We start from the raw sequence: 26,395 nt of genomic DNA, 5'->3' as shown, positions 1-26,395 counted from the left end.
CATGCTAACCATGAAATCTATTTCTATGAGAGATTTTCAAGAGCAGTTTGACAATCTTGAAACCACCATTATTGATGTGCGTGGCGCAGATCTCTATGCTCAGGGACACTTACCGGGAGCTGTTAATATTCCCTTGGATGAATTGGACAAGCGCCTTGAAGAGCTTAGTCGTGAAAACGCCTATCATATCATTTGCCAACGAGGGATAAAATCAGTCCAAGCCACAGCATTTCTTAGCTCAAAGGGATTTGACGTCACAAACATTGACGGCGGTACCATTAAGTGGAATGGCAAGCTTGAGCAGTCTCATAATTTGTCATAGTCGCAAAATAGAAACGAATGATATCCTCTTTTGATTTAAGACGATCCATTCGTTTTTTCTATTTCCGATGAAACTCAGAGTAGACATCCAACTGGGAAGAGTCGCTAAAAATCAGTTCTTTCAAGGTTTTCTTCACAAAATCCTACTGTTGTTTTGCTGGAAAGACCTTAAATTTAGTTGAGTGATCAAAAAAACAGATAAAAAGTAGATGGATAGTACGATTTTGTTACACGTGTTTGGTAAGATAAAGAAGTGGGGATTCCCGAAGAGGTAACGAAGGAGTTTATGATGATTATTGCTATTGTTCTACTTGTTTTTGGTTTGCGCTTATTTTTCTTAAAGCGGTCCATTCGGAATGAAAAAAGGATATTGCAAAATGGCGGACGAGAATACGGTGCGCAGAATACGAAGTATATTACTATTTTGCACATTCTATTTTATTTGGGGTGTTTTAGTGAAGCTCTTGTTCATCAGACATCAATGGATTTCTTGAGTATGTTTGGTTTAGCGCTCTTAGTGGCTTCTATGGTCGCACTATGTACGGTCATCCACCTGCTGGGAGATATTTGGACAGTCAAGCTCATGATTTTAAAAGATCACAAGTTTGTGGACCATTGGCTATTTCGGACGATCAAGCACCCGAATTATTATCTGAATGTCATTCCAGAGCTGCTTGGCCTAGCCTTGCTTTGTCATGCTAAATGGACCTTTTTAGCACTTTGTCCTTTCTATCTCGTAGTGTTGTACCGCCGTATCAAAGAAGAAGAACGCCTGATCAGAGACATTATTATTCCAAATGGGATAAAATCTTAGGAGAACATTTGAGAAATCAGACCTATCAATTCATCATTGTCTTCCGATTTTGATAAAACTATTGTTAGAGGCTGGCAACAATTCAAAATTGATCTGACTTAACAAAAGAAAACGCATGAAATCCTTATTAATACTGGTTTCATGCGTTTTTTGCTGTTTGGCAAGATCAAGGGATCTGTAGTCACAAGTTGATTCAGAAGATTGTTTTTTTATAATTGAAGCAGGTGTTTTAGGAGTAGAGCAAAATCAATTTGACGAAGTCTTACTCTCTTTTCTGTCTGAATGAGTAGGGAAACGTAGTCTAGAATGACAGTTTGGAACGATGAACTATGGCTTTTAACGCCATGTTATTGAGCTAAAGTAATGTTATTTTAAGGTCTTTTTCATCTTTACAAACTCATAAACACCACCGTTGGTTTTTTGTTGGTAGTTCTCTCCAAAGATGAACCCTTGGTTTTGGTAGAGAGTTTGAGCACGTTTGTTAAAACAGGCAACGCTAAGTGTGATGGTTTGACATTCGTAATGCTCACGGATATAGGTTTCAATCGCGCAGTAGAAACTCTCACCCAGCCCTTGACCGGTATAATTGGGATTCATGCCTAGACCAAGTTCGATGGTATGTCCTTGTGGAAAGAAGCCGCAAAATCCTAGAAAGGCTCCGTTACGCAGAACTTGAAAATAGTGCCCCTCACGTTTTGAGGGATTGAGCAGTTCCTCATAATCCTCTGGGTCATTGGTTAGATTGTAAAAATCGTAAGGAGGCTCGTAAAGCCAGTCGTTGGCGATTTCTTCGGCCTCTGTTTGTCCTAGAGGAAGAATGTAAAAAGACGGTTCTCTTAGTAATTTTTGAAAGGATTTTTCCAAATTTTTCAGACGCCGTTGCTGAACATCTGGCTTGTCGGTTTGAAAGACATAGTCGGCGTAACCCTGCTGGTAGGCAGGAATCATCTGGCTATATAAATCTCTGGTTTCAGGTGTAAAATAGTCTTTGAGAAATTGTATGGACATGGACTCTCCTTAACTTAGTTTATAGGGCACCGTTTTTAGACTGACTGAGTGAGCGGCACCGATGAGCTTGGAAACGGGGCAGCGGGCATGAGCTTCTTGGACTAGGGCATTGGCTGCGTCTAGCGACATATTGTCGATAGCAGCCTGCCCCCTTAACAGCGAAATAATAGCCTGGTATTTCCGGCTCTTTGTGAAGGTCAACTGTGACATCAATGTAGGACAAATGATTCAAGCCCTTCTCTTTCAAAATGGTATCAAGTGTCGCTTTGAAACAAGTGGACCAAGCAAGAGCAATCATCTCTTCGGGATTAAAGCCTGACTGGTTGTTGAGGGGATGGCTGGTGGTGACCTGCTTGCCATTAGAGAGCTGGACGGTGCCGTCAATCCCTTGAGTATTATGAGCTGTTACAGAATAGAGCATATTTCTTTCCTTAAAATGTTGTGTTCACCTTATTTTATCAGAAAGGGCAGTGTTAGTGAAACTTAAAGCTGTCAAATGTGCTATAATATGAACAAACAGTGATTGAAAAGGAGTTTTTATGACAACCATTAGCACAGATAAAGCACCAAGCGCAATCGGCCCTTATGTCCAAGGAAAAGTGGTGGGAAATCTCTTGTTTATGAGCGGTCAAGTGCCGCTTTGTCCTGAGACAGGGGAAGTTGTAGGTGAAACTATTGAGGAGCAGACGGAACAAGTCTTGAAGAATATTGCTGCGATTTTGGAAGCTGCTGGAACAGATTTTGATCATGTGGTCAAAACAACTTGCTTCCTTAAAGATATGAATGATTTTGCCACTTTCAATGATGTCTATGCAACAGCCTTTAAAGTTGATTTTCCTGCTCGTTCAGCCGTTGAGGTGGCGCGTTTGCCACGCGATGTTAAGGTTGAGATTGAAGTCATTGCTGAGATTGTCTAAATTGGGGTAAAGTTGATGACTAAACATATTGTGCTTATTCACGGAACTTGGTGTCACGGTAAGGTCTGGGGTGATTTTGCGACCAAGTTGGCTGCTATGGGTTTAACGGTACACGCGCCAAGCCTGCGTTACCACGACTTGCCTTATGAGGAAGTGGCAGCCAAGGTCGGAGAGGTTAGCTTGACGGACTATGCAGATGACTTGGTAGCTTTAGTTGAAAGTTTACCTGAGAAACCCTTACTTTTGGGGCATTCACTGGGCTGTCTCTTGGCGCAGATGGTGGCAGAGCGGACAGAAGTTAAAGGGATGATTCTTATGGGACCAGCTCCAACGGCAGATATCTTTGCTCTTTATCCGAGCATGATTCGCAGTTTTATCCGGCATTTTTTGCGCTGGGGTTTCTGGCAAAAGCCGATGCCACCTTATAAAGAGGAATTTTTCAAATACTGTATGAACGTTCAAGACTCGGCGCTTAAGGAGGAGATTTTCAAAGACCTAGTTCCTGAGTCGGGCAAGGTTTACACCCAGCTAGCCTTTCCTTTTGCAGACAAAAGCAGAGCAGGCTATGTCGATTTTTCTAAAATCGCAGGTCCCGTCTTGGTGATCACAGGGAGCGAGGACAAGATGACAGTGTCACCTATCGCTAGAAAAACAGCTAAAAATTACCCAGGTTCGCTACTTGTCTCCATCACAGGTGCGGATCACATGTATGAATCAGGGAAATTTCAAAATCAGACTTTAGCTGTTATTAGGGATTGGCTTTACCAGAAAGAATTTATTTAAGTTTCTACATTCACCAGTAAAATGCTTGCATTGTGAGATATAGTTTTCAAACATCATGACCGTCTTTTGAGAGAAACGACTGATGGAGCGAAAAATAGGCATTAAGAGAGTAGTCTTTTGCTGTGAAATGAGATTTTAAAGAATAGTTTAAGAAAGAGAGGACTAAAAGATGGCAGATAAACCGTTACAGCTCGTGGTCATCACAGGGATGAGTGGTGCGGGGAAAACCGTAGCCATACAGTCTTTTGAGGATATGGGCTATTTTACCATTGATAATATGCCGCCAACGCTTCTACCTAAGTTCATTGAGCTGCTTAAAGCCAGTCAGGACAATGATAAGGTAGCTGTTGTGGTTGATATGCGCAGTCGCTCCTTTTTTGCGGACGGTGACTCCATCATTGACCAACTAGATAGCGATCAATCTGTTGATGTTAAGGTCCTTTTTCTAGATGCGACAGATAATGAATTGGTGGCCCGTTACAAGGAAACACGTCGTAGCCATCCCATGGCGACAGATGGTCGTGTTTTAGATGGCATTATTAAGGAGAGAGAGCTTCTAGCTCCTCTCAAGAGCACCAGTCAGCATGTGATTGACACCACAGAGCTCACTCCGCGTAAGCTTCGACAGGCTATCATTGATTCCTTTTCAGATGAGAGGGTGCAGGCTGCCTTTCGGATTGAGGTGGTCAGCTTTGGCTTTAAGTATGGTTTACCATTAGATGCCGATCTTGTTTTTGATGTGCGTTTTTTACCAAATCCTCACTATGTGCCAGAATTGCGACCGCAGACAGGCCTTGATCAACCCGTTTACGATTATGTCATGGGGCATGGCGCATCTGAAGAATTTTACGCGCATTTGTCAGGACTAATCAAACCAATCTTGCCAGGCTACCAAAAGGAAGGCAAGTCTGTTTTGACCATTGCTATTGGCTGTACTGGTGGTCAGCATCGTTCTGTTGCTTTTGCCAAACGTTTAGCAGAGGATTTGACACGTGATTGGTCGGTGAATTTAAGCCATCGTGATAAAGATCGACGGAAAGAGACGGTGAACCGTTCATGAGAAAACCAAGAATAGTGGTTATTGGTGGAGGAACAGGCATTCCCGTCATTCTCAATAGCCTACGTAAGTATCCGGTCAATATCACAGCGATTGTAACGGTCGCAGATGATGGAGGATCGTCTGGCAAGCTACGTGAAACCATGAAGATGGCACCTCCAGGTGATCTGCGCAATGTCTTGGTTGCCATGTCAGATATGCCCAAGATCTATGAGGAGATTTTTCAATATCGCTTCCACGAGGACGATGGGGCTTGGGCCGGACATCCGCTAGGAAATCTTATCATTGCAGGTATTTCTGAGATGAAAGGTTCTCTCTACAATGCCATGCAGCTATTGACCAAATTTTTCCATGTGACTGGCAAAATTTATCCTTCAAGCGACAACGCTCTTACCCTGCACGCTGTCTTTCAAGATGGGACTGAAGTTGTGGGTGAAAGCCAATTGGCCAAGCACGAAGGCTTGATTGACCGCGTTTATGTGACAAACACCTATAATGATGAAGCGCCAACAGCTAGTCGCAAGGTTGTATCAGCTATCATGGAGGCAGATATGATTGTCCTTGGACCGGGCTCGCTTTTCACATCGATTTTGCCCAACCTTGTCATTCCAGAAATTGCTCAAGCCTTGCTTGAAACCTCAGCAGAAGTCGTCTATGTCTGCAACATCATGACCCAGCGCGGCGAGACCGAGCATTTTACGGATGCCGATCATGTCGCTGTCTTGAATCGTCATCTGGGCGAGCCTTTTATTGATACTGTTTTGGTCAATATTGATGAGGTCCCTCAGGATTATATGGATCTCCACAAATTTGATGAGTATTTGGTGCAGGTGTCGCATGATTTTCGAGGTTTACAGGCCCAGACTCCACGCGTGATTTCTTCGCATTTTGTCGAACTAAAAAATGGCGGAGCGTTCCACGATGGGGATTTGGTCGTGGCTGAACTGATGAATATCATACGGGTGAAGCCATGAGTTTTACGGTCAATGTTAAAGAAGAGCTGATTGCTTTATCTACCCACGACAAGGCGGAGTTATCTGCTATGATTAAGCTATCTGGGAATTTAGGCATAGGCCATCAGGGATTGACCCTATCCCTGTCCACAGAAAATGCCAAGGTAGCTCGCCATGTATATGAGCTGGTATTGACCAACTATGCTGTTAAAGCTGATATCCGCTATCACCAGAAGACTAATCTCAAGAAAAATCGTGTTTATCAGGTTTTTTTAGAGAGAGATGTCGAAGTGATTCTGAATGACCTTCATCTGGCGGATAGCTTTTTTGGTCTGGAAACAGGAATCAATCCTGAGATTCTCTCTCAGGAAGAAGCGAGTCGGGCTTACCTCCGAGGAGCATTTCTAGCCAGCGGAACGGTTAAAGATCCTGAGAAAGGCAAGTATCAGCTGGAAATTGCCTCTATTTACAGCGATCATGCTCAGGACTTAGCCCAGCTTATGCAGGGCTTCTTGCTAGATGCTAAGGTTATTGAGCGTAAAAAGGGGACCATTACCTATCTGCAACGGGCCGAGGATATTATGGATTTTTTTATCGTGATTGGAGCTATGGGGGCGCGTGATGGTTTTGAAGAGGTCAAAATGCTTCGCGAAACACGAAACGACCTTAATCGTGCCAATAATGTCGAGATGGCCAATATTGCCAGAACTGTATCTGCTAGCGTTCGCACGATCAATAATCTGGTCAAGCTAGACGGTGTCATTGGACTGGATAACTTGCCTGCTGATCTGCAAGAGGTCGCAGTTCTGCGTTTGGCGCACCCAGACTATTCTATCCAGCAACTGGCAGATAGTCTCACAACGCCCATCACCAAAAGCGGTGTCAATCATCGTCTGCGTAAACTAAATAAGATGGCCGATGACTTATAATTTGACTGGATGAAGCTGGGAAAAGTATAGTCGATCGAATCAAGAACGCTACAACTGTGGTTCTCAGAAAAACATACTAGGTAATACTCTGATTTTGAGATCGCTTTTGTTTCAATCAACTATAAAAGTTAACAAACCAAAAACGAATGATGACAACTCTCTAAAACACAGAGATTGCCGATCATTCGTCTTTTTATAGCTAATTCTCGTTTTAAAACAATATTCGAAAAACCCCAAAATATTTCAGAAAGTCAGACTTCTTTATCACCTAAGTGAGTTGTAACCATTTGAAAATTGAGAACGACAAAGGAATGGCTTCTCAATGAGTTTCCGAACCAGTCTATTATTTTTGGAAGGTTGACTTTTCCAGTGTTCATTTGAGTTCAGCTTTTTTGAAAAAGTTATCCTAGACTTGAAGCTCTTAGAGTGAGCTTGGTTGCGAGAGTAATCTGCTGAATAGGTGGGGTGACATCATGAGTGAGTTGGCTGTGCAACAAGTGAAATGCGGTAGCGCCCATCTCCTTAGTAAAAACAGTTACACTGGACAGTGTTGGGTAAACATAGCTAGTCACAGTCGTGTCATTAAACGAAATGAGGCTAACGCGTTCAGGTACAGCGATTTGCGCTTCTTGCAGAGCCTTGAGAGCACCGATAGCTAAGCTATCATTGGCAATAAAGAAAGCCTGCGGTAAGTTGTCTTCAAATTGATTGATGAGCTGGGTCATCATCTGATAGCCACTGTCTGCTGAAAATTCGCCTACTTTGAGCCACTTAGGATTGAAAGCTTGCCGTTTTTCCAAGTATTGCTGGAAAATGATCAAACGCTGATCAGCAATCGTTTCTTTGTTATCGCTCGTTTTTTCTTGACCTGTCAGCATGCCAATCTGCCATTGCTCATTTTGCCAGAAGTGATCAAGAGCAGCTGTTACTCCAAAGGTAAAATCAGTGGTCACACATGAAAAACCATGTGGTAGAGTGTTGCTATCCACAAAGACGAGAGGTTTTCCAAAACTAGCTAGCTCAGCGATCTGATCACGGCTGAATTTACCAATGGCAATCAGTCCGTCAGCTTGCTCAGCAGGTGTCAGCTCTTCCTGATTAAAAATCCTGATAATCTCATAGCCTTTTTCTTGCGCTTCTTTTTCAAGACCTGTCCGAATGGAGTAGTAGTAAAGATCATCGAGTTCTTCATGCTGGCTATACCATTGTACGACAGCGATTTTGGGCTGATTTTGCCTAAAGCTATTTTTCTGAATGTGTTTAGTATAATTGAGCTCGTCTGCAGTGTCAAAAATCTTTTTACGAGTTTCATCGCTGACAGAGAGTTTTGGATCGTAATTGAGTACCCGAGATACCGTAGCGCTTGATACACCAGCTTTTTTAGCAATGTCCTTGATTGTAGCCATATGTCCCTCTAGTTCCTATAAGTATTTGTTTCATTATACCATTAAATGGCTTATTAGGTAAATAAAACATAAAATTTAGTAAAACAATTGATTTATTTACTAAATGTGTTATACTAAGACTAGAAAAAACGGTTTCAAAGGAGAAAACTCATGAACACAGCAGAATTACAACAAGCTTTTTTAGATATTTTTAATCAAGAAGCAGATGCAACCTTCTTTTCACCTGGTCGAATTAATCTGATCGGAGAACACACTGATTATAATGGTGGTTATGTTTTCCCATGTGCGATTACCTTGGGAACATTCGGTGCCGCTCGTAAGCGTGACGACCAACTTTTGCGTTTTTACTCAGCTAACTTTGAAGACAAGGGTATCATCGAGGCGAATTTGGATGAATTAGTCAACGATCCTGCTCATGACTGGGCTAATTATCCTAAAGGAGTTCTTAAGTTTTTGAAGGAAGCGGGTTATACGATTGACACTGGGATGGATCTTTATGTTTATGGTAATATTCCTAATGGATCTGGTCTATCGTCTTCAGCGTCACTGGAATTGTTAACGGGGATTGTTGCTGAAGAGCTTTATGGACTTATCCTAGAACGCCTTGATTTGGTCAAAATTGGCAAGCAGACTGAAAATGACTTTATCGGGGTCAATTCAGGCATTATGGATCAGTTTGCGGTCGGTATGGGAGCAGAAAATCAAGCGATATTGCTAGATACTAATACACTTGACTACGAATTAGCTCCGCTTGATTTAGGTGACAATGTGGTCGTTATCATGAATACCAAGAAACGCCGGGAATTAGTTGATTCTAAGTACAATGAGCGCAGGGCAGAATGTGAAGAGGCTGTGCGAGAATTGCAGGTAGGAGGGGTGGCGATCGAAACCCTCGGAGAACTGGACAGCCAATCCTTTGATCAATATACCTACTTGATTAAGGATGCTAACCGCATCAAGCGTGCTCGCCATGCCGTTTTGGAAAATGGGCGTACCATGCAGGCTTACGAAGCCCTTCAGGCTGAAAACATTCCAGAGTTTGGTCGCCTTATGAACGCTTCCCATGTCTCTTTGGAGCATGATTACGAAGTCACAGGCCTAGAGTTGGATACGCTTGTTCATACAGCTTGGGAACAAGATGGTGTTGTCGGTGCTCGTATGACAGGTGCTGGTTTTGGTGGCTGCGCTATCGCTATCGTCAATAAGGACAAGGTTGAGGACTTCATCACCAATGTCGGCCAACATTATCGTGACGTAGTTGGTTATGATGCTGAATTCTATGTAGCCGAAATCGCAGATGGTGCCAAGGTCTTATCCCGCAAGGATTAAGGAAGGGGAGTAAATGGTAAACTTAGTCCAACAATTTGTCCAAAAAGTGATTGAAGAAGGTGCTTATGAAGAACAGGATTATCATTATCTGGTCAATCGCGTCTTCGCGCTAGTTGGTGAGACACAAGCAACTGCCAAGCTAGATTTGACGCAAATCATTGATATGAAAGATGAGCTAGTATCTCTAGCGATTGCTAATGGAAAAATTTCAGATTTAGCAGATGATCAGGATATTTTAGGAGCTCAGCTCATGGATTTGATGACGCCTCCTCCTAGTCAGGTCAATCAGGTCTTCTGGAAGACCTATAAGGATTCTCCTGAACGGGCTATTGCTGATTTTTACCAACTCAGCAAGGCGAATGATTATATCAAGACAAGGGCTATCGCTCAAAACATCGGCTTTGAAACTGTAACGGACTACGGTAATCTAGAAATTACCATCAACCTGTCCAAGCCAGAAAAAGACCCCAAGGCGATTGCGGCTGCAAAGGCGATGCCTGCTTCCAGTTATCCAAAATGTATGCTTTGTCCTGAAAACGAAGGTTATCTAGGGCGTATTGGTTATCCTGCCAGAACAAATCATCGTATCATTCAATTCGACTTGCAGGGTACAACTTGGGGCTTTCAGTACTCGCCCTATGCTTATTTTAATGAGCACTGTATCTTTCTACATGGTCAGCATGTTCCCATGAGCATCACACCTGAGACCTTCGGGCGTTTGTTGGACATCGTTGAGCAATTTCCAGGTTATTTTGCTGGGTCAAATGCTGATTTACCGATTGTTGGTGGTTCTATCCTAACACATGACCATTACCAAGGTGGTCGCCATACTTTTGCCATGGAAAAGGCACCGATTGAGACAGCTTTGAGATTTGAGGGATTTGAGACTGTTGAAGCTGGGATTGTTAAGTGGCCCATGTCTGTCATTCGCTTGCGTTCTAAAAACAAGCATAATCTGATTCAACTTGCTGAGAAAATCTTGACCACATGGCGGAGTTATTCAGATTTAGACTTGCAAATTAAGGCGGAAACAGATGGGACACCGCACCATACCATCACACCGATTGCTCGCAGGGTAGAAGGGATCTTTGAGCTGGATTTAGTCCTTCGTGATAACCAAACTTCTGACGAATTTCCAGATGGCATTTACCATCCGCACCCAGATGTGCAGCACATTAAAAAGGAAAATATTGGCCTGATTGAGGTTATGGGACTAGCGATTTTGCCACCGCGTCTCAAGACAGAAATGGAAGTGGTAGCAGACTATCTGCTCGGAAAGAGTGATAAGGTTGCTGCTTATCACCAAGATTGGGCTGATCAAATCAAAGCTAACTATCAGGAATTGACAGAAGCTAATATTACCGATATTATCAATCTAGAGATCGGTCTCGTCTTTAGTCGTGTTTTGGAAGATGCGGGTGTCTATAAACGAACAGAAGAAGGACAGGCAGGCTTTATTCGGTTTGCTGAGGCAGTAGGGCTAGTCTAGGAAAACAAAGGAAGCTATATATCTAAGCCTGCTGCATACAGTATGGTGAGAAATGATTCATGACGAATCATAAAAGATTCTAGTTTATGACTGGTAAAACTGTATAAAGTTCCCTAAACAGACAATCTGACTTCATTAATTGAGGTCAGATTAGTTTTTATTAAAATTATCAGATAATTTTAATAAAAAACTTGAGATACAGATTAATCTTTGCTATAATAGACCTGTTCGGAAAGACGAGTTGATGATTCTCATGAGTAAGTCCTCGTTTAGAGAGACACATTTTAGTAAAGGGGTTGATGGTTTATAAAAATTAATAATCTGATATGGCTAGGCTTGATCGGCTTGATTTTGATATCCCTTTCGATTGGTGCAAGTGATTTTTCTTGGAGCGCCTTTTTTCAGGGAGATGAGTCAGCGCAGTTAGTTTTTATGGCGTCACGCTTTCCAAGGACTATCAGTATTCTATTAGCAGGTTCAAGTATGGCTGTGGCTGGCTTGCTCATGCAGACCATGACCCAGAATCATTTTGCAGCACCGTCCACGGTTGGGACGGTAGAAGCTGCCCAACTTGGCCTCCTGCTCAGTCTCTTTCTATTTCCCAATCCCAGCTTATTTCAAAAAATGATCAGTGCTTTTGTGACATCAATGATCTTCACAGTGCTTTTTTTGAGAGTCTTTAGGAGTTTGAAGGTGACTGAGAACTGGTACTTGCCTTTGATAGGAATTGTTTACAGTGGTATTATTGGTTCATTGGCTCAAATCCTAGCTTATCGCTTCAATCTTGTTCAATCACTATCGTCGTGGTTACAAGGGTCTTTTGCCATGATACAGACACATCAGTATGAGTGGCTCCTTCTCAACCTGCTTATTTTGCTGGTAGCTTGGAGATTGTCATCAAGTTTTACTCTGCTGTCTCTAGGGCGTGATACCAGTCAAACCTTGGGGCTTGATTACCAAGCTATTGAAAAGCTAGCACTCATCCTGATTTCACTGACGACCAGTGTCACTGTTATTACTGTAGGTGCTCTCCCATTTATTGGGGTCATTGTTCCAAATGTGGTGCGTCTGTACTCTGGAGATCACTTATCGCGAAACATCGGGAAAGTTGCTACAGTTGGAGCTGTATTGGTTTTAGCTTGCGATATGATAGCCCGTCTGGTTATCAGGCCTTACGAAGTTTCGGTGAGTTTAATTCTTGGTATTTTGGGTAGCGCTAGTTTTATCTACTTGCTATGGAAAGGGCGTGTGCATGCGTAAACGAAAAACGTCCATTCAACAGATAATACTTGGGCTCAGTTTTCTATCCATAGTAGCAATAATTCTCTATTTTTGGCCGATTGGTCGTCCACTGACTGCCTATGCCCTAAAAGCACGCTCTCAGAAATTATTAGCCTATCTTTTAGTTGCTATTGGTACTAGCTTGTCATCGATTAGTTTTCAAACTCTATCGGGCAGTCGCTTTTTAACACCGAACATACTGGGACTTGAGAATCTTTACGTTTTAATTCAGACGATATTCTACTGGTTTTCTTGGAAATTAGTTGGAGACCTAGCTTTTGATCCTGTCGTAGAATGTTTAGTCTTGATAGGAATCCAAGCCTTATTTTTCATGGTCTTACAGCCGATGATTCAGATCTTGCTCAAGCAGGGCTTAATGTTGATTTTGCTGATTTGTATGGCTTTGGGGACTTTGTTTCGAAGTCTTTCGACCTTTATTCAGGTGAGCATGGACCCGAATGAGTATGACCAGCTGCAGGCTAGGCTCTTTCCAAGTTTTCAACGCATGAATCTGGAAATTCTAGGATTGCTTTTGATGTTTAGTGTCGGGCTGGTTATCTTTTATTGGCGTAAAACTGCCATTTTAGATGTTTTGCATCTAGGGCGAGATACCGCGACGGTTCTTGGTGTTCAGGTTGAGCGTGAAAAAAGGCATATTCTTTGGCTAATCGTGCTTACCGTATCGGCTATTACGGCTCTCATTGGACCTTTAGCCTATCTGGGATTTCTTGTCTCCAACTTGACCTATGAGCTGACCAAGACTTATCGTCATCGGGAATTATTTACAGTGGGGAGTTTGATGGGCTTGCTTATCCTAGTTAGTGGGTAATTTATCATTGAGCGCCTGCTAGGTTATAATCTCAATATCAGCATGATCATTGAGCTGATTGGTGGCAGTCTCTTTTTCTACCTCATCTATCGGGAGCGTAAAAAGGCATGAAACTTGAACACATTCATAAAAAATACGCGGATAACTTTAATCTGCAGGGTATTGATCTTGAGATTGAACGAGGGGCTTTTACAGCTTTTATTGGGCCAAACGGTGCAGGAAAGTCAACTCTGATCAGCATTATGAGTCGCCTGTTGCCAAAGGATGAGGGGTGTCTCTACATCAAAGGTCAGGAAATTGAGGCATGGGACAATCGCGAGCTTGCCAAGGAACTTTCCTTGCTCAAGCAAACCCAGCAATATCAGGTCAAGTTGACTGTGGCTGAGTTAGTCGCCTTTGGCCGCTTTCCCTATAGTGGCAATCGCTTGACGCCAGATGATCAGGTCAAAATTGATGAAGCCATTGCTTACATGGAGCTGGAGAGTTTCCGAGAGCGCTACATTGACACCTTGTCAGGTGGCCAGCTTCAGCGTGTCTACATTGCGATGGTGCTAGTGCAGGACACCGATCTTATTCTTTTAGATGAGCCGCTTAATAATTTGGATATCAAGCAGAGCATTGCCATGATGAAAATCTTGCGTAATCTTGTAGATGAGTTGGGCAAGACAGTTATCATTGTCATTCATGACATCAATATTGCCAGCCAGTTTGTTGACAATATGGTCGCCTTTAAAGAGGGCAAAGTCTTTCATAGTGGGAAAGTGAAAGATGTGATGACCAAGGAGATCCTGGATGCGCTCTATGACATGTCAGTCACGCTTATTGATGTGGCTGGAAATCCTATTTGTATTTATCATTAGTCATTAAATTTTTAAAAAGGAGTTTTTTATGAAAACAGTTCTTAAACGCTCAGGCCTAGCTTTGCTTGCCTTTGTTGCCACCTTTTTGTTGATTGCCTGCTCAAGTCAATCCTCTAATACATCAAGCGATAGCTCTTCTTCAACGTCAAAGGCTTCGCAAGCAGCAGAAGTGTCTATCAAAGGTGTGACAGTACCTGTCAATCCTAAAAAAGTGGTGACGTTTGACCTCGGTGTAGCTGATACCATTCGTGCCCTTGGATTTGAAGATAGCATTGTTGGGTTACCAACTAAAAATTTGCCGGACTATCTTTCTGGACTTTCAGATCGCAAAAGCGTTGGGAGTATGAAGGAGCCTGATTTGGAGGCTATTGATGCGCTGCAACCCGACTTGATTATTGCATCAGGGCGTACAGCAGATTACATCGAGCAATTCCAGAAAATCGCGCCTACCATCCTTTTTGAGACAGACCATGCGGATTATTGGAATTCTGTGAAATCAAATATTACGACGCTAGCAAGCATTTACGGAGAAGATGCAGTTGTAGATGCGAAGAAGCAATTAGCAACCCTTGACAGCCAAATTGCTGATATTGCAGCTGCCAATAAAAAATCAGATAAAAAAGCGCTTGCTATGATTCTTAATGAAGGGAATATGGCCATCAATGGTCCAAAATCACGCTTTGCTTTCCTATACAGCACACTTGGTTTCCATCCGACAGACGCTAAGATAGAAGAGTCACGTCACGGACAAGACATCAGTTTTGAAGGGGTTCGTGAAATCAATCCTGACCTGATCTTTGTCCTTAATCGTACACTGGCTATCGGTGGCGATACTTCACGTGACAAGTCCCTTTTAGAAAATGAATTGGTAAAAGGCACAAACGCTGGTCAAAACAACGGTATTGTGAATTTGACCTCTGATCTCTGGTACCTCAGCGGTGGTGGTCTTGAATCGACACAATTGATGATTGATGATGTTAAAGACTATGCGAAATAAGTGTGAGAAAATCAGGAAAATAGCAGGTTTAGGAGTTGTCATTTTGGTATAAGTATGGTATGATAGTATTCGTGTGTAATGGACGCACAAAAATACAGTTTATCCGCTGGGTTTAAAAGCACCTATGATTGACAAAGATAGGAGAAAAAAATGAATCCATTAATCCAAAGCTTGACTGAAGGTCAACTTCGTACTGATATCCCTGAGTTCCGTCCTGGTGACACTGTTCGCGTTCATGCGAAAGTTGTCGAAGGTTCACGTGAACGTATTCAGGTCTTTGAAGGTGTGGTTATTTCCCGCAAAGGCCAAGGAATTTCAGAAATGTACACTGTTCGCAAAATCTCAAGTGGTATCGGTGTTGAGCGTACTTTCCCAATCCACACACCACGTGTAGATAAGATTGAAGTTGTTCGTTACGGTAAAGTACGTCGTGCGAAGCTTTACTACTTGCGTGCATTGCAAGGTAAAGCAGCGCGTATCAAAGAAATCCGTCGTTAATCATGATGTGAAGGCGTTAAAAAACTCCAGTAAAAATAGGAAAAGCGACGAAGGAGCCGTGCTCCTAGGAGATTTTATCTTTTTTACTAGAGTTTTAGCCTGAACTCAAATCTTCGGATAAAGAAGACTCGGAAGAGTCTCTTTTTTGTTCTTGAAATCATAAATTCAAAGCGAACTATCTTTTTTGCCAGACCTTTAGCTCGAACTCAGTTAAGATAGGATAAGAACCTACTCGAGATTCTGATTTCGAGGTAGGTTTTCTTTCTTACCAAACTTTTAGCCTGAACTCAAATCTTCGGACGGGAGTAGGAAGGAACTCTATCAATCAAAAAAGAGTTCGTTCTCCCACCCGAAAATGTCTGTAGAAAATAGTACAACATACTTAAAGACTATTAAAAAACTGCACAAAATCAACGTTTGCTAACGAAGACTTCGTGCAGTTTTGTTTTAATGTTTTAGAGTTTTTACTTGATTCGTCTGACTATTCGAGGTTCAATTTATTTTTGATGAGGTAATGACTACCAAAATAGCTAGAAATCATAAGAATAAAGTCAAAAGCTGTGTTCAGTAGATCATAGATGAGTCTACCCTGCTTATCGTAAGCGTAGTAGTCTGTGTAGGCTGGCAGGAGTACTTCATGCAGAACTGTGACCAAGACCATCAATCCAAAGAAAGCTAGAAAAGAAGTGATGATGCGATGATTTTCAAAGCTGTGCCCGATAGCAATAGAGAGAAAAATGAGGGTAATATAGGATGCGATTTGAACCGTTGTTGTCATAAACTGGAAGAGATGAAAAAGGGGATCGCTGAGCCATGTTTGAAAAATTTCAGCTAGGCCATGGAAGATGGCCGCAAGATTTTCAGTAGTTATAACCATCCCCATGACTGCGACACTGACAATCAAGGCCAGAAGAGATAGTCCTACCCAAACTAAGCTTACCAGTAGCTTGCTTACCAATAATTGGTGAACAGAAACGGGGAGTGTCATGGTGAGATAGCCTTGTTTGCCGTATATATTGTCCTTAAAGCGTTTAATGATCAGCGATAAGGTCGAAATTGCTATTGCTGAGACAACGATAGCAAAACTCATGAGGACTAGTAGCAGTAAAATCCCTGAAAAGCCTGATGAAAAGTTTTCTCGGAAAGTTAGTCCTAAGTGATAGCTCATGCCATAGCTTGAGTTTGCTACAGAATAGTGTTCACGAAGGAAAGCACCTAAGCTAATAGCAAGAAATAAGCACATTAAGTACAGGGTGAGGTACCATTTGCTGACGGATTTGAGTTCGTGTTTGACTAATTTGAAAAACATAGGAATACCTCTTACTGAATATTAAGTTTATGCTTAATGAGGTAATGAGTGGAGAAGTACATGAGCAGACTCAATACAAGATCGAAACCAGCAGTGAACCAGTAGTAATGCGAACTGATACCGGTATTATTAAGGACAATCATAATGACAACCATTAAGAACATGTCAAGGACAAAGAACGCTACAAAAGAAAGAAGTATCCGATGGCTTTCGGCCAGATGTCCCAGAGCAATAGCCAAATAGAGCATAATGATATTGTTGATAGTGCCAATCGTAGCGCTCACGCAGTAAGCAACAATGTTCAAACCTCCAAGTTGTCCCCAAATTTGCTTCATAACGTCAATAAATGTCTGATCTGTCAACAGTTGTCTAAAGCCTTCTCGGAGTTCAGCGTATCCAATGGTGATTAGAATAATCGTGAAGATAGCAAGGATCACAGTGAGAAAGGATAGCACGTACCAAATCACAGCTGCAACTAATTTGCTTAATAGTATCTGATGAGTTGTGGCGGGCAAGGTCATGGTCAAGTATCCTTGGCGTCCATAGATATTGTTTTTAAAACGGCGAATGATGAGAACCAGTGTTGATAGAGCAAGTGCGGCAATGATGGCACCGAACCCTAAAAAAATAATCATTGTCAACATCATTGGCCAGAGAGAATTGCTTTCATCAATATTAGCTTGATTCATGTGTTTTAACCAAAAGCCAAGAATGACCGCAAAGGACATGGTCATGGCATAAAGGCTTAGATACCATTTGCCGACAGATTTAAATTCCTGTTTTAGAAGTTTTCCAAACATCTTTGTCTCCCTTCTAACTAAGCTCTAAAATCGTCACGGAAAAGCTCGTCAATAGACTCACCGTGCTCAACGCGAAGATCATCGACATTGCCCTGACGCACAACATGCCCACGATTGATAAAGATAACCTGATCTAAAATGCTTTCAATGTCAGAAATCAAATGAGTTGAGATCAAAACCGAAGCATCAGGTGAGTAGTTATTAATAATCGTTCTCAGGATATAGTCTCTAGCCGCGGGGTCAACGCCACCGATAGGCTCATCTAGGATATAAAGCTTAGCTTGTCGGCTCATCACAAGAATTAATTGGACCTTTTCCTTATTCCCTTTTGATAATTTTTTGAGCTGAATATCCAAATTAATATTGAGATCCTTGAGCAAATTCATTGCAGTTTCGGTATCAAAATCATCGTAAAATGTTTTGAAGAAATCAAGAGCATCAACCACCTTCATGTTATCATCTAAATAAGTAGTATCTGGTAGGTAGGAAACGATTTTCTTGGTTTCTGGTGATGGATGCATGCCCTTGATGAGAATTTCTCCTTCATTGGGTTGCAAAAGGCCATTAAGCAACTTGATGAGGGTTGTTTTTCCTGAGCCATTTGGGCCTAAAAGACCGATAATACTACCTGGCATGAGTGTTAGGCTGACATTGTCTAAGGCGAGATTGTTGCTGTAACGTTTAGTGACGTTTTTAATCTCAACGAGTGGCTGAGTCATTCGAATTTCCTCCTAAAAAAATCTCTAATTCTGGAACAATTTCGTCATTTTTGAAACCAAGGTTCTGCATATTAGTGACAAAGTTTTGCAATTCTTGATGGGCTAGGGTGTGCCGCGTGACAGTGATAAGCTCTTGATTATCTGTCACAAAGCGACCAGATGTCCTCTTTGAGTAGACAAATCCCTGGTTTTCCAAATCAGACAAGGCCCGCTGAATGGTATTGGGGTTTACTCCAGCAATTTCGGCTAAATCACGAACGGATGGGAGACGTTCACCGATTTTAAGCTGGCCAGTCACGATCTGTAGCTTGATGATATTACATATCTGAAGATAGATGGGCTGATTGTTATCAAATTTCCAAGACATGGCAATTCCTTTCTGTTTATTTGTTCTAATTTTATAATACAATTTAAAATCAAATTATGCAAGCATTTATACATAAAAAATGGAAAAAACTTTAGGAAGCAGGCAGAATTTTTGATATAATAGTTAGGATTACAGTTAAAGGAAGACGCATGAATTTAGAAGAACTCAAACACCGTCAGGAAAAAATTCGAAATTTCTCCATTATTGCCCACATTGACCATGGAAAGTCAACCTTGGCAGACCGCATTTTGGAAAAGACAGAGACCGTTTCAAGCCGTGAAATGCAGGCCCAGCTCTTGGACTCTATGGATTTGGAGCGCGAGCGTGGGATTACCATTAAGCTAAATGCCATTGAATTGAATTATAAGGCGAAAGACGGAGAAACCTATATTTTCCACTTGATCGACACGCCTGGACACGTCGATTTTACCTATGAGGTATCGCGCTCGCTTGCTGCCTGCGAGGGAGCGATTTTGGTCGTAGATGCTGCGCAGGGAATCGAAGCCCAGACCCTTGCCAATGTCTATCTTGCCCTCGATAATGACCTAGAAATCTTACCTATTATCAATAAGATTGACCTACCTGCGGCAGATCCAGAGCGGGTGCGCCAAGAAATCGAAGATGTGATTGGGCTTGACGCGAGCGAGGCCGTGCCAACTTCTGCCAAAGCTGGCATTGGAATTGAAGAAATTCTAGAGCAAATCGTTGAGAAGGTGCCTGCTCCAGCAGGAGATGTGACCGCACCGCTCAAAGCTCTGATTTTTGATTCCGTTTATGATGCTTACCGCGGTGTGATTTTGCAAGTGCGTGTCATGGACGGTGTGGTTAAGTCTGGCGACACTATTCAGATGATGAGCAATGGCAAGACCTTTGATGTGACAGAAGTCGGGATTTTCACTCCAAAAGCTGTCGGTCGTGATTATCTTGCGACAGGTGATGTTGGCTACATTGCGGCGTCCATTAAGACCGTTGCAGATACCCGTGTCGGTGATACTGTAACCTTGGCTGAGAATCCAGCAGATGCTCCGCTTGAGGGCTACAAGCAGATGAACCCAATGGTCTTTGCAGGGATTTATCCGATTGATTCCAACAAGTACAATGACCTGCGTGAAGCGCTTGAGAAATTGCAGCTTAACGACGCTAGCTTGCAATTCGAGCCAGAAACTTCTCAGGCACTTGGCTTTGGTTTCCGTTGTGGATTTTTAGGTTTGCTTCATATGGATGTCATCCAGGAGCGGATTGAACGGGAGTTTAATATTGACTTGATCATGACAGCGCCGTCGGTAGTCTACCATGTCAATATGACAGATGGTGAGATGATTGAAGTGTCCAACCCATCTGAATTTCCAGATCCAACCAAAATCGATAATATCGAAGAGCCCTATGTCAAGGCCCAAATCATGGTACCGCAGGAATACGTCGGAGCTGTCATGGAATTGGCCCAGCGCAAACGTGGCGATTTTGTGACCATGGATTATATCGATGACAATCGTGTCAATGTCATTTATCAAATTCCGCTAGCTGAAATTGTTTTTGATTTCTTTGACAAATTGAAATCCTCCACCCGTGGTTATGCAAGTTTTGACTATGAAATTTCAGAATACCGTCCGTCGAAATTGGTGAAAATGGATATTCTCTTGAATGGCGACAAGGTTGATGCTCTCAGTTTTATCGTCCACAAAGAATTTGCCTATGAACGTGGAAAATTGATAGTGGACAAGCTCAAGAAAATCATTCCACGTCAGCAATTTGAAGTGCCAATCCAAGCGGCAATCGGCCAAAAAATCGTGGCGCGCTCTGACATCAAGGCTCTCCGTAAAAACGTCTTGGCTAAATGTTATGGGGGAGATGTTTCTCGGAAGCGCAAACTCCTCGAAAAACAAAAAGCTGGTAAAAAACGTATGAAAGCCATCGGAAGTGTCGAAGTTCCTCAAGAGGCCTTTCTCAGCGTGCTAAGTATGGACGAGGACTAGGTTTGATTAGCGAAACGTTATGTCGGTCATAATTTGATTGAACATCAACACCGATTGCCCATCACCAGCAAAGATCATTTTGCCAAACAGACAAGCCAGCTATCCGTTTTCCTACGGTTCGGTCAGTTTGGAGTTGGTGGTCATGCTTGCAGAGCGGCTTGCTAGGAAGAATAGATGATAAAATAGAGTAGGCTCAGCTAGTCATGATGGCTGTCTGCTCTATTTTTACATGCTTTTTTGATGAACAAACGAGTAAAGGAGTTAGAAAATCAACTAGAGTGACACTTTTTGCAAATCAAAAGCATCGCTCATCAATTCGCTTTTGACTTTACAACTCTGTTTGAACTGTCGAAAATGAGGGTACAGCTTGTAGGCTATAGTCGTTCGAGTTCCTTTCGAGGGTTACGGATTTTCCAATTTGTATTAAGAAATTTTCAAGGGATTCTTTTAACGGTTAGCGCTACCAAAATGATAAGAAACTTGATATAATGAAAGAAAGATGTTATTTAGGAAGAAGGTTAGTCAAAAACATGAGTCAGTTAAAAGAATTGGTTGGAAGAGAAGCCGCCAAGTATGTCACGGATGGTATGACAGTCGGATTGGGAACGGGTTCGACAGCCTATTATTTTGTGGCTGAAATTGGGCGCCGTATCAAAGAAGAAGGCTTGCAAATCACGGCGGTGACAACCTCAAGCGTGACAAGTAAGCAGGCCATTAGTCTTGGTATTCCGCTCAAAAATATTGATGATGTGACCAGCGTTGATCTAACGGTTGACGGGGCTGACGAAGTTGATCCAGCCTTCAATGGGATCAAGGGTGGTGGTGGTGCGCTTCTCATGGAGAAGGTTGTGGCAACTTACACCAAACAGTATATCTGGATTGTTGACGAGAGCAAGATGGTTGCTCATCTAGGAGCTTTTAAACTTCCTGTTGAGGTCGTTCAGTACGGTGCAGAAAGCCTTTTCCGTCATTTTGAAGCCAAAGGTTACTCTCCGTCTTTTCGTGAAAAGGATGGCCAGCGTTTTACGACGGACATGCAGAATTTCATCATTGATTTAGATTTGAAAAAGATTGATGATCCAGATCGTCTAGCGCAAGAGTTAGATACCACAGTTGGTGTGGTTGAACATGGTTTATTTAACCATATGGTTGACAAAGTCATCGTTGGCGGTGCTAACGGTGTCACCGTTTTAGATAAAAAATAGATTGGAGTTATCATGCCAAAGTTTGATCGTATTCACCTCGTTGTTTTAGATTCAGTCGGTATTGGTGCTGCACCCGATGCCAATAATTTTGTCAATGCTGGCGTGCCAGATGGTGCGTCAGATACGCTAGGTCATATTTCCAAGACAGTTGGTCTTAATGTGCCCAATATGGCTAAAATTGGTCTGGGAAATATTCCTCGTCCACAAGCCCTCAAAACGGTACCTGCTGCGAGCAACCCAACAGGTTATGTGACCAAGCTAGAAGAGGTTTCTCTTGGGAAAGATACCATGACTGGCCACTGGGAAATCATGGGATTGAACATTACAGAACCATTTGATACTTTCTGGAATGGCTTCCCTGAAGAAATTCTGACGAAGATTGAAGAATTTTCAGGTCGCAAGGTCATTCGCGAAGCCAACAAGCCGTACTCAGGTACAGCTGTTATTGATGATTTTGGACCACGCCAAATGGAAACGGGCGAGTTGATTATCTACACATCAGCTGACCCAGTCTTGCAAATTGCAGCGCACGAAGACATTATTCCACTGGATGAACTTTATCGTATCTGTGAATACGCACGTTCGATTACCTTGGAACGACCAGCTTTGCTCGGTCGGATTATTGCTCGTCCTTACGTGGGTACACCAGGCAACTTCACTCGAACAGCCAACCGTCATGACTATGCTGTATCACCATTCCAAGATACCGTCATGAACAAACTAGATCAAGCGGGCATTGATGTCTACTCAGTCGGAAAAATCAGTGACATCTTTAACGGTTCTGGCGTTAATCATGATATGGGCCACAATAAATCAAACAGCCACGGTATGGATACCTTGATTAAAACCATGGGCTTGCCTGAATTTGAAAAAGGGTTCTCATTCACTAACTTGGTGGACTTCGACGCTCTCTACGGTCACCGCCGAAATGCCCATGGTTATCGCGATTGCCTACATGAATTTGATAGCCAATTGCCAGAAATTATTGCTGCCATGCGTGAGAATGATTTACTCTTGATTACTGCCGACCACGGAAATGACCCAACCTATGCAGGTACCGACCATACGCGTGAATATATCCCTCTTCTAGCTTACAGCCCAGCCTTCAAGGGTCACGGTGTCCTTCCAGTTGGACACTTCGCAGACATCTCAGCAACCGTTGCTGAAAACTTCGGTGTTGATACAGCTATGATTGGCGAAAGCTTCTTGGATCAGTTGGTGTGAGGGGTAACTGATATTATTAAGAAATAATAGACTTGTTTGGAAACGAAAAAAGGTTTCAGAGGCCAGGCTTTTCTATTGCCTGAGGGAGCTGGTTGCAGCAGCAATTTGAAAACTGAGAACGATAATCTATTAAAGGAAAATAGCTTTTCAATGAGTTTCCGAACAAGTCTAAATATTAGATTTACCAAAATGAGGGGAGGTTGATAAAATGTCAAAAGCAATAGAAAAAGTAGAGCGATTGATTGACCAAATCAACAAATTGCATCTAGCTTATTCAAAAGATTACTTTGAAACTGGAAAAGTTGAGAAAGTCAACCTCTCTCATACCCTTTCAAAAGTTCCAACCGAGCATATCCTGTCTTATCGTTTAAATTTGCATGAGTCCATCAATGATTATCTCTATCGGGCAGATGTCAAGGATATTCACTTTTACTATCGTGTGAAAACAGCGGAATCAATCTTGGATAAAATTGATCGTTATCAAAAACGAGACACCAAGTACCCTGTCAATAATATCTTAAATGATATTTTTGGTGCTCGTATGATTTTAAGTTCTGACCAAGTGGTAGAAGTGATGAACGCTTTAGACGAATGGAAAGAGAAGTTTGGCTTAAAAAACTGGTACTTGCGGGATGTTGACGGTTATGTCGGTGTTCATATCTACTTCAAAAATGCCAGCAATTTCTACTATCCTTGGGAGTTGCAAATTTGGGATGAAAAAGATGCCGAGGCCAATATTAAAAGCCACCAAAATTTTAAACGCTCTTTTGTAAAATAAAAAGATTAAAGAAGGTACATTTTTTATGACACTACTAGAAAAAATTTATGAAACACGTGATTTCTTGCAAGATAAGGGGATTGCAGCTCCTGAATTTGGCTTGATTTTAGGGTCAGGTTTGGGAGAGTTAGCTGAAGAAGTCGAAAATGCCATTGTCTTGGACTATGCGGATATTCCAAACTGGGGACAATCAACAGTTGTTGGCCATGCTGGAAAACTCATCTATGGAGACCTATCTGGCCGCAAGGTATTGGCGCTTCAAGGGCGTTTCCATTTTTATGAAGGTAATCCGATGGAAGTCGTGACTTTTCCAGTGCGTGTTATGAAAGCTTTGGGATGTCACAGTGTGGTGGTTACCAATGCCGCAGGTGGTATCGGTTTTGGACCGGGGACACTGATGCTGATCAATGACCACATTAACATGACTGGAGCAAATCCATTGATTGGTGAAAACTTAGACGAATTTGGCCCACGTTTCCCAGATATGTCAAAAGCCTATACGCCAGAATATCGTCAGGTCGCCTATCAAGTCGCTGATAAACTTGGTATTACATTGAGTGAAGGTGTCTATCTTGGCTGTTCAGGTCCAACTTATGAAACACCAGCTGAAATCCGTGCCTTTAAAACCTTAGGTGCTGATGCTGTTGGGATGTCAACCGTGCCAGAAGTCATCGTTGCAGCTCACTCAGGCATGAAAGTGTTGGGGATCTCAGCTATCACTAACCATGCGGCGGGCTTCCAAGAAGAACTCAATCACGAGGAAGTCGTAGAAGTAACAACCCGTATTAAAGAGGACTTCAAGGGCTTGATAAAGGCGATTTTAGCGGAGTTGTAAAGCGAATGAATAAAGAACAGATTAGTTATCTTATTATTGCTTTGATGATGTTTCTGGTTGGTATTACATATTTACTAAGTGCCGATAAAACCCTTGGTATTGTTTTCGTATGTTCAGGAACAACCTTTTTGGCACTCTCTAGCATGGATAAGAAAAAATAAGAAAGGAACGAGCGTTGATTTTTCTCAACGCTCAAAAATAAGCAAATGAGTATTCATATTTCAGCAAAACAAGGCGAAATCGCCGATAAAATTTTACTTCCAGGAGATCCTTTGCGTGCGAAATTTATCGCAGAAAATTTCCTAGAAGACGCAGTCTGCTTCAACGAAGTTCGTAATATGTTCGGCTACACTGGAACCTATAAGGGACACCGCGTTTCCGTTATGGGAACAGGAATGGGGATGCCATCTATCTCTATCTATGCCCGTGAACTTATTGTAGACTATGGCGTGAAAAAGCTGATCCGTGTCGGAACAGCGGGTTCGATTGACCCAGATGTGCATGTTCGTGAATTGGTCTTAGCACAAGCTGCTGCAACAAACTCTAACATCATTCGCAATGATTTCCCAGAGTTCGATTTCCCGCAAATCGCAGATTTTGATTTGTTGGACAAGGCTTATCACATCGCCAAAGATTTGGGTATGACAACTCATGTCGGCTCTGTATTATCATCAGATGTCTTCTATTCAAATATGCCAGAGCGCAATATGAAGTTAGGCACACTCGGTGTCAAAGCCATTGAGATGGAAGCAGCTGCTTTGTACTATCTGGCAGCCCAACACAAGGTGCAGGCGCTGGGAATTATGACCATTTCTGATAGTTTGGTCAATCCAGAAGAAGATACCACCGCTGAAGAACGTCAAAATACGTTCACTGACATGATGAAGGTGGGACTAGAAACCCTAATTTCTTAATGAATACTATCGAAAAAAACACTTTAGTGCTTTTGCTAGAGCTCTATGAGTATGATACGGCCTATCAGTTTGTGAGAAAAATCGCTAATGTCTCGCCTGAGCTTGTCGTTCTCCTTGAGATGTTGCGCGAACGTCGCGAATTGCATATTGAGCCAGCATTTAAACTTGATATGGTCATGAATCAGAACAGGGAAGATGAGCAGATTGCTAATTACCTGTTGGATTTGGAGACCAAGCTCAAAAAAGCTCAAATCATTGATTTTGTCAGAGCTGTTTCACCGCTTATTTACCGTTTATTCCTGCGCCTTGTGACTGCCAAAATCCCTCATATCACAGACTATATCCATGACACTAAGGATGAGCGTTATGATATTTGGTTGCGAGATGAGTTGATGGGTTCTGATTTGAAAGTGTTACGGCATTTCAAGCCAGAGCGCAATGTCACTTCTAATAGTCTTGCTAATCTCATTTTGGAGCTGGATTATCCTGATACGATTAAGCAGCAGGTCATTCACTTGCGTAAGCTTGAGCGCTCAGTGCGTAATCCATTAGCTCACCTGATTAAGCCCTTTGACGAACAGGAATTAAAGCGGACAACTCACTTCTCATCACAGAAATTCATGGAAATCTTAATTGATTTATCTCGTAGGACTGGAGTTCACTACGATAACGCTTTTTACTTTGATACCGTTAATGCTCAGATTATCCAGCAATTTAGCCTAAAGCAAGTCAAATGATGATGTAAAATCATTTGAAAATTTAGGGAGTGGGAAAGAACTCGATCAATCAAAAAGAGTTCG

At 42.3% G+C, this 26,395-nt stretch carries 28 protein-coding genes and 1 pseudogene; 22 read left to right on the top strand and 7 right to left on the bottom strand.

Annotated elements, in window-relative coordinates; genetic code table 11:
- Positions 1 to 25: 25 nt before the first annotated feature.
- Both A3I5_RS0100755 and A3I5_RS0100750 read left to right on the top strand, forming a co-directional pair.
- Entirely contained in the window at positions 26 to 322 is a 297-nt protein-coding gene (locus tag A3I5_RS0100755) for a rhodanese-like domain-containing protein (RefSeq protein WP_231869678.1), read from the top strand.
- Between the two features lie 288 nt (positions 323 to 610).
- On the top strand, positions 611 to 1,135 hold the full coding sequence (locus A3I5_RS0100750) for an isoprenylcysteine carboxyl methyltransferase family protein (protein ID WP_018372700.1): 525 nt from the start codon (positions 611 to 613) through the stop codon (positions 1,133 to 1,135).
- A gap of 366 nt (positions 1,136 to 1,501) precedes the next feature.
- On the opposite strand, the gene A3I5_RS0100745 is transcribed toward A3I5_RS0100750, so the two are convergent.
- A complete protein-coding gene (locus tag A3I5_RS0100745) occupies positions 1,502 to 2,143 on the bottom strand; it encodes a GNAT family N-acetyltransferase (RefSeq protein ID WP_018372699.1) in 642 nt (213 codons plus the stop codon).
- Between the two features lie 19 nt (positions 2,144 to 2,162).
- The gene (locus tag A3I5_RS11415) at positions 2,163 to 2,564 is read right to left on the bottom strand and encodes an OsmC family protein (RefSeq protein WP_231869677.1); all 402 of its coding nucleotides are present in this window, start codon (positions 2,562 to 2,564) and stop codon (positions 2,163 to 2,165) included.
- 118 nt (positions 2,565 to 2,682) lie between these two features.
- Between A3I5_RS11415 and A3I5_RS0100735 the strand changes: the two genes are divergently transcribed.
- The 5 genes from A3I5_RS0100735 to whiA all read left to right on the top strand — a co-directional run bounded on the left by A3I5_RS0100735 (position 2,683) and on the right by whiA (position 6,782).
- A complete protein-coding gene (locus A3I5_RS0100735; RefSeq protein ID WP_018372698.1) occupies positions 2,683 to 3,060 on the top strand; it encodes a RidA family protein in 378 nt (125 codons plus the stop codon).
- A 15-nt stretch (positions 3,061 to 3,075) separates the two neighbouring features.
- Positions 3,076 to 3,843 carry an alpha/beta fold hydrolase gene (locus tag A3I5_RS0100730; RefSeq protein ID WP_018372697.1) on the top strand — a complete coding sequence of 256 codons (768 nt, stop codon included), beginning with the start codon at positions 3,076 to 3,078 and terminating at the stop codon, positions 3,841 to 3,843.
- 169 nt (positions 3,844 to 4,012) lie between these two features.
- Positions 4,013 to 4,903: an RNase adapter RapZ gene (gene rapZ, locus A3I5_RS0100725; RefSeq protein ID WP_018372696.1), complete on the top strand. Its 891-nt coding sequence runs from the start codon at positions 4,013 to 4,015 to the stop codon at positions 4,901 to 4,903.
- Complete coding sequence (locus A3I5_RS0100720) at positions 4,900 to 5,874, top strand: gluconeogenesis factor YvcK family protein (protein WP_018372695.1); 975 nt, start codon at positions 4,900 to 4,902, stop codon at positions 5,872 to 5,874. Before rapZ ends, A3I5_RS0100720 begins: the two co-directional genes overlap by 4 nt.
- Entirely contained in the window at positions 5,871 to 6,782 is a 912-nt protein-coding gene (whiA, locus tag A3I5_RS0100715) for a DNA-binding protein WhiA (RefSeq protein WP_018372694.1), read from the top strand. The genes A3I5_RS0100720 and whiA overlap by 4 nt, the downstream gene beginning before the upstream one ends.
- Positions 6,783 to 7,183: 401 nt before the next feature.
- Here the strand turns inward: whiA and A3I5_RS0100710 are convergent, their stop codons facing one another.
- A complete protein-coding gene (locus A3I5_RS0100710; RefSeq protein WP_018372693.1) occupies positions 7,184 to 8,188 on the bottom strand; it encodes a LacI family DNA-binding transcriptional regulator in 1,005 nt (334 codons plus the stop codon).
- 150 nt (positions 8,189 to 8,338) lie between these two features.
- Between A3I5_RS0100710 and A3I5_RS0100705 the strand changes: the two genes are divergently transcribed.
- The 7 genes and pseudogenes from A3I5_RS0100705 (at position 8,339) to rplS (ending at position 15,471) form a co-directional block, all read left to right on the top strand.
- Positions 8,339 to 9,517, top strand: coding sequence for a galactokinase (locus tag A3I5_RS0100705; RefSeq protein WP_018372692.1), 1,179 nt, complete (start codon positions 8,339 to 8,341; stop codon positions 9,515 to 9,517).
- A 13-nt stretch (positions 9,518 to 9,530) separates the two neighbouring features.
- Complete coding sequence (galT, locus tag A3I5_RS0100700) at positions 9,531 to 11,006, top strand: UDP-glucose--hexose-1-phosphate uridylyltransferase (RefSeq protein WP_018372691.1); 1,476 nt, start codon at positions 9,531 to 9,533, stop codon at positions 11,004 to 11,006.
- Between the two features lie 306 nt (positions 11,007 to 11,312).
- On the top strand, positions 11,313 to 12,266 hold the full coding sequence (locus tag A3I5_RS0100695) for an iron ABC transporter permease (protein ID WP_026216851.1): 954 nt from the start codon (positions 11,313 to 11,315) through the stop codon (positions 12,264 to 12,266).
- Positions 12,259 to 13,227 (top strand): annotated as a pseudogene (locus A3I5_RS11410) (iron chelate uptake ABC transporter family permease subunit). The gene A3I5_RS0100695 and the pseudogene A3I5_RS11410 overlap by 8 nt, the downstream one beginning before the upstream one ends.
- A complete protein-coding gene (locus A3I5_RS0100685; RefSeq protein ID WP_018372688.1) occupies positions 13,224 to 13,976 on the top strand; it encodes an iron ABC transporter ATP-binding protein in 753 nt (250 codons plus the stop codon). Before A3I5_RS11410 ends, A3I5_RS0100685 begins: the two are co-directional and overlap by 4 nt.
- Before the next feature lie 28 nt (positions 13,977 to 14,004).
- Positions 14,005 to 14,973: a siderophore ABC transporter substrate-binding protein gene (locus tag A3I5_RS0100680; protein WP_018372687.1), complete on the top strand. Its 969-nt coding sequence runs from the start codon at positions 14,005 to 14,007 to the stop codon at positions 14,971 to 14,973.
- Between the two features lie 150 nt (positions 14,974 to 15,123).
- The gene (gene rplS, locus A3I5_RS0100675; RefSeq protein ID WP_018372686.1) at positions 15,124 to 15,471 is read left to right on the top strand and encodes a 50S ribosomal protein L19; all 348 of its coding nucleotides are present in this window, start codon (positions 15,124 to 15,126) and stop codon (positions 15,469 to 15,471) included.
- Positions 15,472 to 15,952: 481 nt separating this feature from the next.
- Here the strand turns inward: rplS and A3I5_RS0100670 are convergent, their stop codons facing one another.
- Genes A3I5_RS0100670 through A3I5_RS0100655 form a run of 4 tightly spaced genes read right to left on the bottom strand, consistent with a single transcriptional unit; the run spans position 15,953 to position 18,666 of the window.
- Positions 15,953 to 16,780 carry a hypothetical protein gene (locus A3I5_RS0100670; RefSeq protein ID WP_018372685.1) on the bottom strand — a complete coding sequence of 276 codons (828 nt, stop codon included), beginning with the start codon at positions 16,778 to 16,780 and terminating at the stop codon, positions 15,953 to 15,955.
- 11 nt (positions 16,781 to 16,791) lie between these two features.
- Positions 16,792 to 17,580, bottom strand: coding sequence for a hypothetical protein (locus A3I5_RS0100665; protein ID WP_018372684.1), 789 nt, complete (start codon positions 17,578 to 17,580; stop codon positions 16,792 to 16,794).
- A 17-nt stretch (positions 17,581 to 17,597) separates the two neighbouring features.
- Positions 17,598 to 18,299 carry an ABC transporter ATP-binding protein gene (locus tag A3I5_RS0100660; protein WP_018372683.1) on the bottom strand — a complete coding sequence of 234 codons (702 nt, stop codon included), beginning with the start codon at positions 18,297 to 18,299 and terminating at the stop codon, positions 17,598 to 17,600.
- Complete coding sequence (locus A3I5_RS0100655; protein WP_018372682.1) at positions 18,280 to 18,666, bottom strand: GntR family transcriptional regulator; 387 nt, start codon at positions 18,664 to 18,666, stop codon at positions 18,280 to 18,282. The genes A3I5_RS0100660 and A3I5_RS0100655 overlap by 20 nt, the downstream gene beginning before the upstream one ends.
- Before the next feature lie 149 nt (positions 18,667 to 18,815).
- Here A3I5_RS0100655 and lepA point away from each other — a divergent pair, with 149 nt between their 5' ends.
- The 8 genes from lepA (at position 18,816) to A3I5_RS0100615 (ending at position 26,332) form a co-directional block, all read left to right on the top strand.
- On the top strand, positions 18,816 to 20,639 hold the full coding sequence (gene lepA, locus A3I5_RS0100650; RefSeq protein ID WP_018372681.1) for a translation elongation factor 4: 1,824 nt from the start codon (positions 18,816 to 18,818) through the stop codon (positions 20,637 to 20,639).
- 530 nt (positions 20,640 to 21,169) lie between these two features.
- Positions 21,170 to 21,844 carry a ribose-5-phosphate isomerase RpiA gene (gene rpiA, locus A3I5_RS0100645; protein WP_018372680.1) on the top strand — a complete coding sequence of 225 codons (675 nt, stop codon included), beginning with the start codon at positions 21,170 to 21,172 and terminating at the stop codon, positions 21,842 to 21,844.
- A gap of 12 nt (positions 21,845 to 21,856) precedes the next feature.
- Positions 21,857 to 23,068, top strand: coding sequence for a phosphopentomutase (locus A3I5_RS0100640; RefSeq protein ID WP_018372679.1), 1,212 nt, complete (start codon positions 21,857 to 21,859; stop codon positions 23,066 to 23,068).
- A 208-nt stretch (positions 23,069 to 23,276) separates the two neighbouring features.
- Positions 23,277 to 23,846, top strand: a complete 570-nt coding sequence (locus A3I5_RS0100635) for a nucleotidyltransferase family protein (protein WP_018372678.1) — start codon at positions 23,277 to 23,279, stop codon at positions 23,844 to 23,846.
- A gap of 25 nt (positions 23,847 to 23,871) precedes the next feature.
- Complete coding sequence (locus tag A3I5_RS0100630) at positions 23,872 to 24,681, top strand: purine-nucleoside phosphorylase (RefSeq protein ID WP_018372677.1); 810 nt, start codon at positions 23,872 to 23,874, stop codon at positions 24,679 to 24,681.
- A 5-nt stretch (positions 24,682 to 24,686) separates the two neighbouring features.
- A complete protein-coding gene (locus A3I5_RS12510; RefSeq protein WP_018372676.1) occupies positions 24,687 to 24,842 on the top strand; it encodes a hypothetical protein in 156 nt (51 codons plus the stop codon).
- A 45-nt stretch (positions 24,843 to 24,887) separates the two neighbouring features.
- On the top strand, positions 24,888 to 25,595 hold the full coding sequence (deoD, locus tag A3I5_RS0100620) for a purine-nucleoside phosphorylase (RefSeq protein ID WP_018372675.1): 708 nt from the start codon (positions 24,888 to 24,890) through the stop codon (positions 25,593 to 25,595).
- Positions 25,595 to 26,332: a hypothetical protein gene (locus A3I5_RS0100615; protein WP_018372674.1), complete on the top strand. Its 738-nt coding sequence runs from the start codon at positions 25,595 to 25,597 to the stop codon at positions 26,330 to 26,332. Before deoD ends, A3I5_RS0100615 begins: the two co-directional genes overlap by 1 nt.
- Positions 26,333 to 26,395 lie beyond the last annotated feature (63 nt).

The sequence above is a fragment of the Streptococcus merionis DSM 19192 genome (assembly GCF_000380085.1).
Lineage (GTDB): Bacteria > Bacillota > Bacilli > Lactobacillales > Streptococcaceae > Streptococcus > Streptococcus merionis.
This window is presented reverse-complemented; position numbering and strand designations above follow the sequence as displayed.